This window comes from Staphylococcus sp. T93 (assembly GCF_016743875.1).
GTDB lineage: Bacteria > Bacillota > Bacilli > Staphylococcales > Staphylococcaceae > Staphylococcus > Staphylococcus aureus.
In genome coordinates this window covers 2,637,349-2,654,585 of sequence record NZ_CP068247.1, presented here as the reverse complement: position 1 = coordinate 2,654,585, position 17,237 = coordinate 2,637,349, and the positions used below count along the sequence as shown (strand labels likewise).

11 protein-coding genes, 1 tRNA gene, 1 rRNA gene and 1 other RNA gene are annotated in these 17,237 nt (G+C 37.4%); all 14 read right to left on the bottom strand.

Features of this window, described 5'->3' with window-relative positions; translation table 11 throughout:
- Positions 1-112 precede the first annotated feature (112 nt).
- The 14 genes from JG553_RS13005 to gltB all read right to left on the bottom strand — a co-directional run bounded on the left by JG553_RS13005 (position 113) and on the right by gltB (position 17,151).
- Positions 113-1,662: ribosomal RNA gene (locus JG553_RS13005) — 16S ribosomal RNA — on the bottom strand.
- Between the two features lie 550 nt (positions 1,663-2,212).
- Positions 2,213-2,311 carry a hypothetical protein gene (locus JG553_RS13000; protein WP_001791812.1) on the bottom strand — a complete coding sequence of 33 codons (99 nt, stop codon included), beginning with the start codon at positions 2,309-2,311 and terminating at the stop codon, positions 2,213-2,215.
- A 204-nt stretch (positions 2,312-2,515) separates the two neighbouring features.
- The gene (recR, locus tag JG553_RS12995; protein WP_000559156.1) at positions 2,516-3,112 is read right to left on the bottom strand and encodes a recombination mediator RecR; all 597 of its coding nucleotides are present in this window, start codon (positions 3,110-3,112) and stop codon (positions 2,516-2,518) included.
- 6 nt (positions 3,113-3,118) lie between these two features.
- The gene (locus JG553_RS12990; protein WP_001213992.1) at positions 3,119-3,436 is read right to left on the bottom strand and encodes a YbaB/EbfC family nucleoid-associated protein; all 318 of its coding nucleotides are present in this window, start codon (positions 3,434-3,436) and stop codon (positions 3,119-3,121) included.
- Positions 3,437-3,525: 89 nt separating this feature from the next.
- Positions 3,526-5,223 (bottom strand): DNA polymerase III subunit gamma/tau, encoded by a 1,698-nt coding sequence (dnaX, locus tag JG553_RS12985; RefSeq protein WP_001109047.1) that lies wholly within the window; start codon positions 5,221-5,223, stop codon positions 3,526-3,528.
- Between the two features lie 68 nt (positions 5,224-5,291).
- A complete protein-coding gene (locus JG553_RS12980; protein ID WP_001167828.1) occupies positions 5,292-5,816 on the bottom strand; it encodes a GNAT family N-acetyltransferase in 525 nt (174 codons plus the stop codon).
- A 137-nt stretch (positions 5,817-5,953) separates the two neighbouring features.
- Positions 5,954-6,055 carry a hypothetical protein gene (locus JG553_RS12975; protein ID WP_001790661.1) on the bottom strand — a complete coding sequence of 34 codons (102 nt, stop codon included), beginning with the start codon at positions 6,053-6,055 and terminating at the stop codon, positions 5,954-5,956.
- 68 nt (positions 6,056-6,123) lie between these two features.
- An RNA gene (gene ffs / locus JG553_RS12970) (signal recognition particle sRNA large type) lies at positions 6,124-6,393 on the bottom strand.
- Positions 6,394-6,454: 61 nt separating this feature from the next.
- The gene (treR, locus tag JG553_RS12965) at positions 6,455-7,183 is read right to left on the bottom strand and encodes a trehalose operon repressor (RefSeq protein ID WP_001118675.1); all 729 of its coding nucleotides are present in this window, start codon (positions 7,181-7,183) and stop codon (positions 6,455-6,457) included.
- A 24-nt stretch (positions 7,184-7,207) separates the two neighbouring features.
- Positions 7,208-8,848 carry an alpha,alpha-phosphotrehalase gene (treC, locus tag JG553_RS12960; RefSeq protein ID WP_000031506.1) on the bottom strand — a complete coding sequence of 547 codons (1,641 nt, stop codon included), beginning with the start codon at positions 8,846-8,848 and terminating at the stop codon, positions 7,208-7,210.
- A 63-nt stretch (positions 8,849-8,911) separates the two neighbouring features.
- Positions 8,912-10,339 (bottom strand): PTS system trehalose-specific EIIBC component, encoded by a 1,428-nt coding sequence (gene treP / locus JG553_RS12955; protein ID WP_000279374.1) that lies wholly within the window; start codon positions 10,337-10,339, stop codon positions 8,912-8,914.
- 470 nt (positions 10,340-10,809) lie between these two features.
- A tRNA-Ser gene (locus JG553_RS12950) sits at positions 10,810-10,902 on the bottom strand.
- Positions 10,903-11,170: 268 nt separating this feature from the next.
- Positions 11,171-12,634, bottom strand: coding sequence for a glutamate synthase subunit beta (locus JG553_RS12945; protein ID WP_000503583.1), 1,464 nt, complete (start codon positions 12,632-12,634; stop codon positions 11,171-11,173).
- Between the two features lie 17 nt (positions 12,635-12,651).
- Positions 12,652-17,151 (bottom strand): glutamate synthase large subunit, encoded by a 4,500-nt coding sequence (gltB, locus tag JG553_RS12940; RefSeq protein ID WP_000551362.1) that lies wholly within the window; start codon positions 17,149-17,151, stop codon positions 12,652-12,654.
- Positions 17,152-17,237 lie beyond the last annotated feature (86 nt).

The following is a 17,237-nucleotide window of genomic DNA, read 5'->3' as shown; positions in this document are numbered from 1 at the left end:
TATCACTTTAACCAAAAAAATATTTGAATGTTAAATAAACATTCAAAAACTGAATACAATATGTCACGTTATTCCGCATCTTCTGAAGAAGATGTTCCGAATATATCCTTAGAAAGGAGGTGATCCAGCCGCACCTTCCGATACGGCTACCTTGTTACGACTTCACCCCAATCATTTGTCCCACCTTCGACGGCTAGCTCCTAAAAGGTTACTCCACCGGCTTCGGGTGTTACAAACTCTCGTGGTGTGACGGGCGGTGTGTACAAGACCCGGGAACGTATTCACCGTAGCATGCTGATCTACGATTACTAGCGATTCCAGCTTCATGTAGTCGAGTTGCAGACTACAATCCGAACTGAGAACAACTTTATGGGATTTGCTTGACCTCGCGGTTTCGCTGCCCTTTGTATTGTCCATTGTAGCACGTGTGTAGCCCAAATCATAAGGGGCATGATGATTTGACGTCATCCCCACCTTCCTCCGGTTTGTCACCGGCAGTCAACTTAGAGTGCCCAACTTAATGATGGCAACTAAGCTTAAGGGTTGCGCTCGTTGCGGGACTTAACCCAACATCTCACGACACGAGCTGACGACAACCATGCACCACCTGTCACTTTGTCCCCCGAAGGGGAAGGCTCTATCTCTAGAGTTGTCAAAGGATGTCAAGATTTGGTAAGGTTCTTCGCGTTGCTTCGAATTAAACCACATGCTCCACCGCTTGTGCGGGTCCCCGTCAATTCCTTTGAGTTTCAACCTTGCGGTCGTACTCCCCAGGCGGAGTGCTTAATGCGTTAGCTGCAGCACTAAGGGGCGGAAACCCCTAACACTTAGCACTCATCGTTTACGGCGTGGACTACCAGGGTATCTAATCCTGTTTGATCCCCACGCTTTCGCACATCAGCGTCAGTTACAGACCAGAAAGTCGCCTTCGCCACTGGTGTTCCTCCATATCTCTGCGCATTTCACCGCTACACATGGAATTCCACTTTCCTCTTCTGCACTCAAGTTTTCCAGTTTCCAATGACCCTCCACGGTTGAGCCGTGGGCTTTCACATCAGACTTAAAAACCGCCTACGCGCGCTTTACGCCCAATAATTCCGGATAACGCTTGCCACCTACGTATTACCGCGGCTGCTGGCACGTAGTTAGCCGTGGCTTTCTGATTAGGTACCGTCAAGATGTGCACAGTTACTTACACATATGTTCTTCCCTAATAACAGAGTTTTACGATCCGAAGACCTTCATCACTCACGCGGCGTTGCTCCGTCAGGCTTTCGCCCATTGCGGAAGATTCCCTACTGCTGCCTCCCGTAGGAGTCTGGACCGTGTCTCAGTTCCAGTGTGGCCGATCACCCTCTCAGGTCGGCTATGCATCGTTGCCTTGGTAAGCCGTTACCTTACCAACTAGCTAATGCAGCGCGGATCCATCTATAAGTGACAGCAAGACCGTCTTTCACTTTTGAACCATGCGGTTCAAAATATTATCCGGTATTAGCTACGGTTTCCCGAAGTTATCCCAGTCTTATAGGTAGGTTATCCACGTGTTACTCACCCGTCCGCCGCTAACATCAGAGAAGCAAGCTTCTCGTCCGTTCGCTCGACTTGCATGTATTAGGCACGCCGCCAGCGTTCATCCTGAGCCAGGATCAAACTCTCCATAAAAATTATGATGTTTGATTAGCTCATAAATACTAAATAATGTTTGTAACTTATAGTTACGTTTTTTGGAATTAACGTTGACATATTGTCATTCAGTTTTCAATGTTCATTTTTCTTACCGACAAGAATTAATTATACATTTTATTAACATTTAAGTCAATAACTTTTTAAAATTAATTTTCGTTAGTAATTCAAGTTATTTCTTAAGTTGAGTTGTTTTGTTTGCCTCAACAAATAAATACTATACAGGCTTTCAAACTGCTTAACAACAGTAAAAATTACACCTTTGTCATCTGTACTGAACGCCCTTATCCTAAAAATCGAACTTAAAAAATCCCCACTTATAAATAGTACGTTTTTTAGAACAAGAAACAGATTTTTCTCTAACCATATCAATCAAAAAAAACGCAAAACAGAACGTTATTTTTTTACCAGAAATTAAAAATAAATTTACAAGTTTTAAATAATCTCTCAAAACACCGCTATACAGGCTGATTTAATAAGCTTTAGACCAAAGAAGTACAACTTACTAAGCCAGCATCTATCATTTCAATTACAAAAGAATTTCATTTGCATAGTCATTAACCGCATTTATCAAATTAATAGCACCAACACACCATAACCATAGATCTAATTCGATAATCCAATTCACATCATTACTATTAGAAGTAACAAATCACAACCAACGGCTTGCTTCCTAAAGATTACCCATCCCTCAGTAAAACTAGGTAAACCATACCACCGCCACACCGCAAATAAAGTAGTACATCACACCACACCATAAAAAAAGCCACAATGATTACACTGTGACTTTTCTTACTATAGTATTAAAATCAAAAATGTTTAATAGAAGACATTACATTTCTGTTCTACCTGCGATTGCTTTAGATAATGTTACTTCGTCAGCATACTCTAAATCGCCACCTACCGATAACCCTTGTGCTAATCTCGTCACTTTGATACCTATAGGCTTAACTAATCTAGAAATATACATGGCTGTAGATTCCCCCTCTAAGTTCGGGTTCATAGCTAAGATTAATTCGCTAACTTCATCGTTTTTCAAGCGTTCAATCAATGAAGGAATATTAATATCTTCTGGTCCAATGCCATCCATAGGCGAAATAGACCCATGTAAAACGTGATATAAACCTTTGTATTCTCTCATTTTTTCCATAGCTATGACATCTTTGTCATCTTCCACAACACAAATAACTGAACGATCTCTTTGCTTATCTTCACAAATATAACATGGATCATTTTCAGTAATGTGACCACATACGCTACAATATGTTAATTCTCTCTTAACATCTACTAATGCTTTGGCAAACTGAACAACATCGTCTTCTTTCATATCTAAGGTATGAAAAGCCAGACGTTGGGCTGTCTTTGGACCAATGCCTGGCAATTTCATAAAGCTATCAATAAGTTTTGATATAGGTTCTGGATAATGCATCTATGATCACATTCCAGGGATGTTTAAGCCTTGAGTATGTTTACCTAAACGTTCTTGAGTAAGCTCATCAGCTTTATTCATCGCTTCATTAGTAGCTGCTAACACTAAGTCTTGTAGCATTTCAATATCGTCTGGGTCTACAGCTTCTTCTTTGATTTCAACGTCGACAACTTCTTTATGACCAGTTACAGTAACTGCAACCATGCCACCGCCAGCTGTTCCTACAATACGCTCTTCTTTAAGTTTTTCTTGTTCTTGAGCCATTTTCTTTTGCATTTTTTGCATTTGTTTCATCATTTGTTGCATGTTTCCGCCACCGCGCATATTCCATTTCCTCCTTGAAAATCAATAAATATTTATCAATAAAATGATGTTTCTTTCATTATACATACGATTATATCGCTTGTCATGTATCACTCTTCATCTATCACATGTACAGTTTCTTCACCGAAAAGATCTTTTGCTTTTTGAGCAATATCTGTTTGTTGTGCTTGTTGCTTTGGCATATCATCGCCTTCGTTTTTACGATTTTGTAAATATTCCGTTCGAACTCTTTGCCATTGATCTGATGGTACACCAACAACTTTAACGTTTTTATTAACGATATTACATACAACACTTTCTATACTACTACGTTTCTCGTCGTCTTTATTGACGATTTCACAATGGATCTCTTCCTCAAATTTCACAAGTACGTGATCTTCACTTGCCGCCACAGGTTCCGAATTTTGCAATAAACTAACGAGTGATTTTTTATCATTATTTTTGGCATGATCAATCACTTCTTGCCAATGATCTTTCAACAATTTGATATCTGCCTTATTCGCTTTATCTAGCACTTTTGCAATTTGTTGCATTGAAAATGCATTTTTAGATTTTTGTATGCCTCTCGCAGGCTTTTTCGAAGATTTTTGAACAGGAGCGACACTCACTCCTTGTGCTTTTAGTGTTTTTAGTTCTTGCTCTAACTGTTCCATACGTTGCAACAATACATCTGTGTTTGGCGATGAAGCAATTTGTGCTGGTTCAGCTACATTCGCAATCACTTGTGGTTGACCCTTAATCTGCTCAGCTAATTTTACTAACAACACTTCAAAATGAACGTTTTGATTCACACTAAAACGAATCGACACTAATGTATCATTAATAAGATCAATCATTTGATATAACATATCTAATTCTAAGTTCATCAGTGCTCGATACTCAGTATCTTTCTCAGATGTTTTATTCATAATCGTATCTCTGACAAAATAAATCATATCATTTATTAGGCGATTCACTTCTTTACCTTCTGTTATAAACTGATGGTATTTTTTAAAAGATGCTTGTACGTCACCTTGTACAATATCATCAAACAAGTGATCCAACGCTTCATCATGTACGCTACCTGTGACATTCAACGCATCTTGCAATGTTAACGTACCATCACCAAATGCAATAGCCTGATCCATAATACTTAATGCATCACGCATACCCCCTTCAGACGCTTTAGCGATAAATGCCAAGGCTTCATCTTCACATTCAATTTGTTGTGCATCTGCTACAAATTTTAAACGTTCAACAATTTGATCTAGGCTAATTGCTTTAAAATCAAAACGTTGTGCCCTAGAAATGATTGTTGGAGGGATTTTATGTGGTTCTGTCGTTGCCAATATAAAAATAGCGTGTGCTGGAGGTTCTTCTAACGTCTTTAAAAGGGCATTAAAAGCACCTGTTGTTAGCATGTGCACCTCATCTATAATATAAACTTTATATTTCGATTCACTTGGTGCATATTTAACTTTGTCTCTAATATTTCTTATTTCATCAACGCCATTATTACTAGCAGCATCAATTTCTATCACATCTGAATTAGTCCCCTGCGTAATGCCTTTACAAATATGACATTCATTACAAGGTTCTCCATCAGTGCTATTTAGACAGTTGATTGCTTTAGCAAACACTTTGGCAATACTCGTTTTCCCCGTACCTCTCGGACCACTAAAAATATAAGCATGCGACTGTTTTTCTTTCGAAATCGCATTGCGCAATGTCTTCGTGACATGTTCTTGTCCGACGACATCCTCGAAACTTTGGGGTCTGTACATACGATATAAGGCTTGATAATTCAAGTTAGCACCTCCATAAACAATTACCTCTCATTATAGCATGATAATACCTTTACTTCTTAATTGAACAATTAATAAAAATGTTCTGGAAATTTTACGATTCCGTGTGGTGCATCCGTCAAATTATCCCATAAATATTTTACAAGTAACGGTGCATCACCAGATTCTAATTTAATGTCATGCTCAGCAGCATTTTGATAACCCAACTTTTCAAAGTAGTCAAAACAATGGTCTACAACAACCGTACTATACTCTTGTGCTTTGGCACGCTCTTCTACTGCTTGAACCAAGCCACGACCTAATTTTTGTCCACGTAATTCAGGATGAACTGATAAAGAGGCAATCGCCAAACCATAATACGTCTTATCATCACTATTAATTTCTACTTCAATTAATAAAACGTGTCCAACGACATCGTTATTTTCATTTTTCGCTATTACTTCTAATTCAAAATTATAGCAAGGAGATTTTCTTAAATGTTTTACTTTCGCACGTGCTTGCCAACTCGTTTCAGGATTATCATCAAAACTTTCTTCAATACTATTTAAAGATTTATCATAATCTAACTCTGTTAAAGTACTTAAATATATTTGCATATGTCCTCCGTAGGCATTTGATTGTCAATAATCATAACGTATCTCATTAATAATTCTATTGTAAGATACTCCCCCTCATTTCACCATCATTTCTTTATCATCAAATTATAACTTCTTACTTTTCATTGACACAAAAATCATTCAAACTGCACATCGAGTTCACTTGAATCAAACTTCACATATAAAAAAGCTACTTCCCACAAACATGTTCCACGTATAATACGCTGAATTGTCTTCAAGAAAGTAGCTTCTATAATTATATATTTTCAACTCTTAATAATCGGTTTAATATTTAAAAAATAAAAAACCGTGCACCTAAGCATCGAACGTAATTCACGAACGTAACCAAAGTCGTTAGCTAAATCTCGGCTACCCTACGGCACATATGATGATCCACTTAATGCTGCTTCCGTCAGGACCTGACATGGTTCATGGGTTCATATTGCATAGGACCGAAATCTTCAAACACTACGTGCTTTGGGCAGACTTCGCAAAAATACGGCCTCAACAAAGGAATTAAGCCTCGCATAAAGCGGATTTCGAGTACAGGGAACCGCTACCTCCCCACCTAGCACGGCAAGATATATATTACTATATTTTAATAGTTAATTGCAAGTATAAATCATTTATATCATTGTTTACTTTATACGACGTCTTGAGAAGTCATTAAATTTAAATTCATTTGCAAGATGTTTTGAAATATTATATTGAAACGGCATTGTATTTTCTAAATACACAATACTTCGAACTGTTGCTGAATAAGCCACCGATACATCACCAAACAATTGATATGCTTGTTCATCAAACGGTTCAAAAGTAATAGACTTACTTGAATAACTAATATTAAGATTTAATACCTTTTCCAAATAATCATAAATAGAATCACTCGCAACATCATTACCTATATCTGAAACAATCGACTTTAGAAAATAATCTTCATCAACAATCTTCACATGTTGGTTAAGCCGACGAGTTCTAACAATATGAATGAGTGATTCACTAGAATTGATGTTTAAAGCATGTTGAACTTCTGGAACTTCATGCGCTTCAACAACCTCATTCACAACAACTTCAGTTAAATATGCGACGCCCATTTCTTCTTGCATTTCTTTAAAACTAACAAGTTCAGAAAATGGAAACTCTGTAACCTCCTGATAAATGACAAGTGACCCTTTACCATGAATCTTTTGAATCATGCCGTCTAATGCCAACAAATCTAATGCCTTACGCACGGTCTCTCGAGATGACTGGTACAATTGCACCAAATCATGTTCAGACGGAATTTGTTCACCATATTGAATCTGCCCGTTTAATATATCTTCTTTCAACGCCTCATAAATCTTCATAAACTTTTTTTGTTTCGCCATATAAACGCATCCACTCAATTTATTTTACGCGTTTGTTTCGATTACAATTGCACCAAACCCGCTTATCGTATTATTTTCCACTGTGCCTGTTTGAATCACAACACAACCTTCTCTAGCCAATCCTTCTGGCAAATCAACAGCCGATGCTGAGAAATTCGCAATTACTAGCCATTGTTGATTCTTATAATGACGTTCATAAACAAATAAATGATCATGATCCATAAAACGTGGCACAATGTCTCCATACGTAATAATATCATGCGTATGTCTTAATTGTATTAATTTTTGATACGTATAGAAAATAGACTCTTTATTCTGAAGTGCTTGTCTAACGTTGACCTGATGATAATTTTCCGAAATATCAATCCAAGGCTTACCAGCTGTAAATCCAGCATTAACATCATCACTCCATTGCATAGGCGTTCTCGAATTGTCTCGTGACTTCTGTCCTAAAATCGCTAACACATCCGCTTCAGCATGCCCTTCACTTAACAACTGATGGTAGGCATTAATCGATTCAACATCACGATATTGTGCTATTGATGTAAAATGTGGGTCCGTCATACCAATTTCTTCACCTTGGTAAATATATGGCGTCCCTTGCAACATATGCAGTGCGATAGCTAACATTTTAGCACTTTGTATCCTCATCTCTTCCGACGTATCATCACCAAATCTAGACACTACCCGTGGCTGATCATGATTACACCAGAAAATCGCGTTCCATCCGCCACCGTCATAAATACCTCGTTGCCATTGCATCAGAATTTCCTTTAACTTATGAAAATCAAGCTTCGCATTTGTCCACTTTTCACCATCAACATAATCAACCTTTAGATGATGAAAATTAAAAACACTATTCAATTCTTGGCGTTCTGGTTGTGTATACTTAATACAATTTTCAATCGTCGTCGAAGACATTTCTCCTATAGTCATCATGTCAGTGTTACCAAACGTTTGACGATTTAATTCATGCAGAAACTCATGCACTCTAGGACCATCCGTATAAAATTCTTTACCTATTTTGTCAGAGTCCTTAAATTCACCTTTAGAAATTAAGTTAATGACATCAAATCGAAAACCATCAACGCCGAAGTCTATCCAATGATTGACTATGCGATATAACGATTGACGTACTTCCGGATTATCCCAATTTAAATCAGCTTGACTGACATCAAATAAATGTAAATAATATTCATCTGTCTCAGAATCATACTTCCATGCATTACCACCGAATTTAGAATGCCAATTTGTTGGCGGCCCGTCTTCAGATGATCTGAAAAAGTAATAATCTCTATAAGGGTTATCTTTAGATTTACGGGCTTCTTTAAACCATTCATGCTCCGTCGACGTATGATTAATGACAATATCTAACATCACTTTCAAGTCTTTTTGATGCGCAACTTTGATTAACTTTTCAAAATCATCCATCGTTCCAAAGTCTTCATTGATTTCTAAATAATTGCTGATATCATAGCCATTATCATTCATCGGTGATTCATACACTGGTGTTAACCAAATATAATCAACACCCAATAACTTGATATAATCCAATTTTTCTATAATTCCATTGATATCTCCTATACCATTCCCCGTCGTATCATTAAACGACTTAGGATAAATTTGATATACAACGGATTTTCTCCAATCTATTTCTTTCGACACACAATTACCACCTTATAACGTAATAAAGGACGTCCAAATAACGAACGCCCCTTTTTTATTTTATTAATCTTCAACAATTTCTTTCGCTTTTTGTTTACTAAAATGAGACATCACAATTGTTAGTATACATGGTACAACAATAGCAATAGCTGTCACAATAAGATATACTGGCCAAAATTCTTTTTGAATTGAAATGAATGCTGGCACGCCACCAACACCAACTTTTCCAAGTACGTTATTCATACCAACGATTGCCCCCAATACACAAGACGTTGATATCGCAGCGATAAATGGATATTTCAGAGGTAAGTTCACACCGAACATGGCTGGTTCAGTAACACCTAACATACCAGAAATACAAGATGTTAATGCCAAGCCTTCTTCTTTAACCATTTTACGACGTTTATAGACAAACCATGCTCCAAATGCTGCAGAGCCCTGACAAATATTGGAAATCGCAACAATTGGCCATAAATACGTACCGCCTAAGCTGCTACCCATCAATTGGAAATCTACTGCTAAAAACATATGGTGTAGTCCTGTAATTACAAGTGGTGCATATAACAATCCATATATTGCTCCGCCAAGCCATCCTGCATGTTGGAATATAAATGTAACACCAGATGTAATACCTGTACCAATCAATAACGCAACTGGTCCAATGATAATAAATGCTAAAAATCCAGTAACTAAAAGCGCTACGGGTCCAACGACCAACATTTTTATCGAATCGTGAACGACTTTATTTAATCCTTTTTCAATTTTAGCTAGAACGTAAGCTGCAATTAAAACTGGCAACACTTGACCTTGGTAATTCAACTGCTTAATCTCTAAGCCAAATAAGTTCCACGTCGGAATATTCCCTTTTGCCAAATCATACTGAGATACTAATTGCGGATGCATTAAAATCAAACCTAAGACTATGCCTAGAATCGGACTACCACCAAATACACGCATACTACTCCAACCAATTAATGCTGGTAAGAAAATAAATGCCGTACTCGCAATCACATTAATGATGTTTGAAATATCAGCAATTTGTGGATACATCTCAATAAGTGCTTTTGGACCAAATAAACCTTTCATTGTAAGTAAATTATTGATTCCCATTAACAAACCAGCTGTCACAATCGCAGGTAATATTGGTATAAAAATATCCCCCAACAATTTGATCAAACGTTGTACTGGATTCCCTTTTTGTGCAGCTGCTTGTTTCGCTTCATCTTTCGAAGCTTCTTGAGCACCTGTTTCATCAATAAACTGCTTATACACTTCATCGACTGTTCCTGGACCAATGACAATTTGATATTGATGGTCTGCTTTAAACTGCCCCTTGACCAACGCGTTATTACTTAATGCGTCTTTATCAACTTTACTTTCATCCTTCAGCACTAAACGTAATCGTGTTACACAATGCGTTGCAGCTTCAAGATTTTCTTTTCCCCCAATAGCGGTTACGATGGCTTTTACATCTTCTCTTTTTACAGCCATATATTTCACTCCCTTAATGTCTTAAAACGAGTATAACTTGTCTAGACAAGTTATGTAAAGGCTTTCAACAAAATATTTTTATTTTGTCACAATTATCTGGGGTAGCCATTTCAGAAAATCAATGAGCCATAACGACATATGTAGCAATAACTCCTCGCTACAATTGCGTTATTAACAATACCTCACCACGCTCTCACCATTATAAAGTGTAGATGCATGGCCAACTCCTAAATTGAAAAATGCATATCTATAAATAGCAAACTTGTCCACACAAGCCATCCATCATATTTCACAAAACAAAAAAGACATTTAGCTATGTATATTGCACAAGCCAAATGCCCTTCCAATCTCAATGCCTTATCATTTCTATTATCAAAAATTACGAGCCATTCAAAGACAAATAAAAAAGGTAAATACTCAAAATTTGAGCACTTACCTTCATTATATATAGAATTTAATATAAATATTGATGGCGGAGGAAGAGGGATTCGAACCCCCGCGAGCCGTTAAGCCCCTGTCGGTTTTCAAGACCGATCCCTTCAGCCGGACTTGGGTATTCCTCCTAAACACAATATTTATCATATATGAACGTTCTGTAAAAGTCAATATTGTTTTTAAGCATTACATGATTACCACAAATCATTGTCTTCCACTACAGTTGACCTATAAACGAATGTAAAAAATCACTACTTATAATTAATCTATTTGTTGTCTTACAAACCTTTGTTTTTAGGTTACAAAGATGGCATGTGACGTTGATAGATACTAGATTTTTTCAAACTCGATTCAGCATGTCACAACGTCAACGTAACCACCATTTCCATACAAAGATTATACACAAACTTTACTAGCTAAATACTGATCTACTGCTTTCGCTACGCCTCTACCTTCTTTAATTGCCCATACAACTAAACTTTGACCACGTCTAGCATCTCCAGCAGCAAATACCTTTTCATTATTAGTTTGATAGTTTGTATCATCCGCCACGATTCGATTTCTATCCGTTTTAATGTTAAAAGCATTCGGTACTGTTGGTTCTGTACCTTCGAAGCCGATTGATAATAATACAAGGTCAGCAGGCCAAAATCTTTCAGGTCCTTCTTTCATGACCATACCATTTTCGCCTTGCTCTAAAATTTGAGTATACAAACCACGTATGTGTCCTTTATCGTCAACATCGTAACGCATTGTTTGAACACCATATGCACGTGGTTCCTTACCAAACTTAGCTTCGTACTCTTGGTGCGCATAGTCCATTTTAAACACCGGCATTGCTAAAGGCCATGATGCATTTTCTGTAAATGTAATTGCTTCTGGCAATTTCGTATATTTATTAAATTGAACAATCGATTTACAATTTTCTCTTAATGCTGTCGCTACACAGTCTGCCCCTGTATCACCAGCACCAATGATAATGACATTCTTATCTTTTGCAGTTATTGTTATATCATCAATTTCTCCATTTAACAACTGCGTTTGTTCAGTTAAATAATCCATAGCGAAATGTATACCATCACCCATGCGTCCTTCTAAAGGTAAATCTCTACCTTTTTGTGCACCAGTACATAATATAATGGCATCATACTCAGATTCTAACGTTGCTTTATCAATATCAACACCGACTTCAACACCATTAATGAAAGTAATGCCCGCTTCTTCCATTAACTTAATACGACGTCGAACCACATCTTTATCAAGTTTCATATTCGGAATACCATACATTAATAAACCGCCTGATTCTCTAGCACGTTCATAAATAGTTACTTGATATCCTAGTAGATTAAGTTCTTCAGCAGCAGCTAATCCTGCTGGACCGCTTCCAACGATTGCCACTTTTTCATCTCTACGGCGACTCGGAACTTTCGGCGCTACCCAACCATTTTCAAAAGCTTCATCAATAATTGTGCGTTCAATACCTTTAATCGCAATCGATTCTCTATTAATCTTCATCACACAAGCACTTTCGCATGGTGCAGGACATACACGCCCTGTAAAGTCAGGAAAGTTATTTGTTTCGCTTAAGCGTTCATAAGCAGTTTTAAAATCTTGATGATACACTAAGTCGTTCCATTCAGGAATGTAGTTTCCAATTGGACAACCTATTGTTTCCCTACCATACTGTTGTCCGGTTTGACAAAACGGCGTTCCACAATCCATACATCGTGCACCTTGGATAGAGGCATCTTCTTTAGTAAATCGTTGTTGATATGCTTTATGATGCTTCAAACGGTCTACCAGTGATAATTCACCTAAGTACTGTTTGTCATACTTCATAAATCCTTTAAATTCACCCATCGTATCTCCCCCTTTCCTTAATACACAACGGCTGGTTTATGTTTAGCATCGATTGTTTTACTGTCATCGTAAAATGCAGCTAACATCGCTTCATCTTCATTGTCATGTAATGATTTGTGCAAATGAATTTTTTGCATCATTAATTGATAATCTTTAGGAATAACTTTAACGACGACATCTTCAATGCGATCAAAATGTTTTAACACATGAATCGCTCTCGTACTATTCGTGTGTGACACATGTTCTTCCAGCATTTGCTTAATGAATGCTTTTTCTTCTTGGTGTTTAATCTTTGTAAACGAAAGCGTATCTAGTTGATTATTTTCAACAAAAGCTTCTACATCAGACGGGATAACGTAAGCAATACCACCACTCATACCTTGACCGAAGTTCTTACCTACATCACCTAAATTAATGACATGTCCACCAGTCATATACTCTAATCCATGGTCGCCGATACCTTCAACGACAACATCTACACCACTATTTCTAATACAGAATCTTTCTCCTGCACTACCGTTAATAAATGCCTTACCACTTGTCGCACCATAGAATGAGACGTTACCAGCAATAATTTCATTTTGTCGTTCTTCAAAAGGTGCTTTGACAATGACCGTACCACCAGATAATCCTTTACCAACATAGTCATTCGCATCTCCAGTATGATGAATCATTAAGCCTTTCGGTGCATATGCTGCAAGACTTTGACCAGCATGACCATTCGTATAAACATTAATTGTATTTTCAGGAAGTCCTGCTTCTCCATATTGTTTCGAAATCTCACTACCTGTAATAACCCCTACATCACGTTGTTCATTATTTACTGTAAAGCTACCTGTATAGCGACGCCCTTCAGCAATATATGGCTTCGTTACTTCATATAAATTTGTTAAATCAAATCCATGCTCAAGATTATGATTTTGTTGAATTTCTTTTGTGTTTGGCCCATCGAAAGGACATAACAGTTTTTCAACATCAATACTAGCCGCTTTGCTATTCGCTTTTAATGTTGATGATCGTTGTAATAAATCAGTTCTTCCAACTAAGTCTTCTACACGTTTCAAACCTAAAGATGCTAAAATTTCTCTTAATTCTTGTGCAATAAAATGCATAAAATTAACAACATGATGTGCTTTACCTCTATATAAAGCACGTAAATCTTTGTTTTGAGTTGCAACTCCTACTGGACATGTATCTTTATGGCATACACGCATCATAATACAGCCCAACACCACTAATGGTGCAGTTGCAAATCCAAATTCTTCCGCTCCAAGCGCACATGCGTACGCTACATCTTTACCAGTTAATAACTTACCGTCTGTTTCTAACTTAACACGACTTCTTAAGTCATTTAGTTTTAATGTTTGATGTGTTTCTGCTAAACCAATCTCCCAAGGAACACCGGCATGCTGAATACTCGTTTTGGGTGAAGCCCCTGTACCACCATCGTAACCACTGATGACAATTTTATCTGCAAATGCTTTTGCCACCCCAGATGCAATGGTACCAACACCTGTTTTCGAAACTAATTTTACCGCGATATCTGCATCTTTATTCGCATTTTTCAAATCATGTATCAGTTGCGCTAAATCTTCTATTGAATAAATATCATGATGTGGCGGTGGTGAAATCAGACCGATACCTGGCGTTGACCCTCTTGTCTTCGCAATCCACGGATATACCTTAGTACCAGGTAATTGACCACCTTCACCAGGCTTTGCACCTTGCGCAACTTTAATTTGAATTTCTTTGGCATGTTGTAAATAATCACTAGTTACACCAAAACGCCCAGAAGCAACTTGTTTAATCGCACTTACTTTGTTGCTTCCATCAACTTGTACTTCATAACGTTTTGCATCTTCGCCACCTTCACCACTATTACTCTTTCCACCTAATTGGTTCATGGCTTGTGCTAACGTTTCATGTGCTTCCGCTGAAATCGATCCATAACTCATCGCCCCTGTATTAAAGCGTTTGACAATGTCACTTACCGGTTCAACTTGGTCGATGTCAATCGGTGTACATGCTTTAAATTCAAGTAAATGTCTAATGTGATCTGTTCTATTTTTGTTCACCGCTTCAGAGTATGCTTTAAATTGCGCATAGTCATTTTCTTTACATGCGTGCTGCAATAAGAAAATAGATTCCGGATTAAAAGCATGATGTTGACCTTGTTGTCTCCATTGGAATGTACTACCTGATGCAAGATAATTATCATCACTTTGTTGACGTGCTTTATTTTCAGCATCAATTTGATCAATCGAAATACCAGATAACTTAGACTGTGTCCCAGTAAAATAACGATCAATCACATCATGAGACAAGCCAATCGCTTCAAATATTTGTGCCCCTTGATAACTTTGCACTGTCGAAATTCCCATCTTAGCCATTACTTTAATGACACCTTCTGACAATACATCCGTATATGTCTTAACATTATCGACAACGGTGCCTTGTAACCCTTCTGTCAATGTCAGTTGTTCAACTGTACGTTGCGCTAGGTATGGCACAATTGCATTCGCGCCATATGCGAGTAAACAAGCAACATGATGCACTTCTCGTGTCTCACCAGATTTAGCGACTAAACTTGTAGACATACGTAAATCTGCTTTAATAAGTAATTGATGCACATGACTTATTGCGAGTAACATCGGCATTGCAAAGCCATTGCTATCAACTAATCCACTATCATCTAACACTAGAATTTGAGCGCCTTGCTTTACAGCATTCACTGCTTCTCGGCCTAATGCTTCTAACGCATCTTCCAAATCCCCTTCATATACCGTTGATAAATAAGTTAATTTAAAATGTTCCTGATCAATCGCTGCTAAGTGTGATTCATTCAATACCGGCCTTTTCAATTGAATACGATCTAAAACCGTTTCGTCAGGTGCTAGTAAGTTACCTTCGCCACCTAAATAAGAAAGTTCACTCGTTACGATTTTTTCACGATACGCATCAATTGGTGGATTCGTAACTTGTGCAAACAGCTGTTTAAAGTAATTAAATAGTGATTCTGGTCGCTCGTTCAACACTGCAATTGGCGCATCATATCCCATTGCACCGATAGGATCCTTCTTACCTTCTACAAGTTCCTGAATATACTTATGAATCTCTTCTTTCGTGTATGCAAACTGACGTTGTAATTTAAATAACGTCTCATCTTTCCATTGCGAATCTTGATATTGTATATTTTCAAAATCAAAGTCAACTTTATGGTTATCAATCCACGCTTTATATGGTAATTCTCCAGCAATCGCACCTTTTAAATCATTATTTTCAATGACTTTATTCTGTTTAAAATCAACAAGCAATAACTTTCCAGGATTCAATTGACCTTTAAAAGCAACATTACTTTCAGGTACGTCCACAACACCCACTTCAGATGAAAAGACAATAAAGTTATCTTTAGTAATCGTATAACGACCTGGACGTAATCCATTTCTATCTGTAAGCGCGCCAAGTTTGTCACCGTTACAGAACGAAATCATTGTAGGACCATCCCACGGTTCCATTAAATAACTATAAAATTCATAAAACGCACGTACATTTGCATCATTCGCTTCATTATATAACCAAGGTTCAGGTATGAGTAACATCGCTGCCTTTTCTGGCTCCATGGCTAACGATAAGAACTCTAGCGCATTATCTACAATGGCAGAGTCACTACCATCCTCATCGACAATTTGAAACACTTTATGTTGATCCTCGCCAAATAATGTTTCGATTAATTTATGTTGGCGTGCTCGCATCCAGTTTACATTACCTTTAATCGTGTTAATCTCACCATTATGCATTAACATACGGTTAGGATGTGCCCTTTTCCAACTCGGGAATGTATTCGTACTAAATCTCGAATGCACTAACCCTAGCTTTGATTGATATAAATCATCCGATAAATCTGTATATAGTTTTTTAATTTGGTCTGATCGTAACCAACCTTTATATACAATTGTTTTGCGTGATAAGCTCGTAAAATACAATTCTAAATCGCACTGAGTCGAATAGAACTCTAATTGTTTTCTCGCTAAAAACAAACGCTTTTCAACATCTTCAATGTCCCTAATATCAATAAACACTTGTTGAATGACTGGCATCGTATCTGCTACATGTTTAGCAATGGCATCTTTATTAACTGGTACATTACGATAACCAAGAATTGATAACCCTTCGCCTTCAAAATATTTTTTAAAAACTACTTCATGTTCAGAACCTAAAATGCGTTCTTTGGAAAAAAATAACCCCACGGCATATTCACCTTCACCTGGGATATCAAAGTCCGTTACATGTTGTTTGAAAAATGCAAAAGGTATTTCAGTCATAATACCTGCGCCATCACCAGTGATGCCATCTGCGCCGACCCCGCCCCTGTGATCTAAGCGTCGCAACATTTCAAGCGATTTATCAATGATGTCGTGAGACCTTTTATTATCCATATTCGCATAAAAACCAATACCACACGCATCATGTTCCTCACGATAGTCATATAAGCCTTTAATTAATTTCTCATTGTGCATGATGCACACCCCTTTTTTAGAATATTCTGATATTAGTTATTAATGATAATTACTATAATCTAAAAAATTTATCTGTTCAATATATA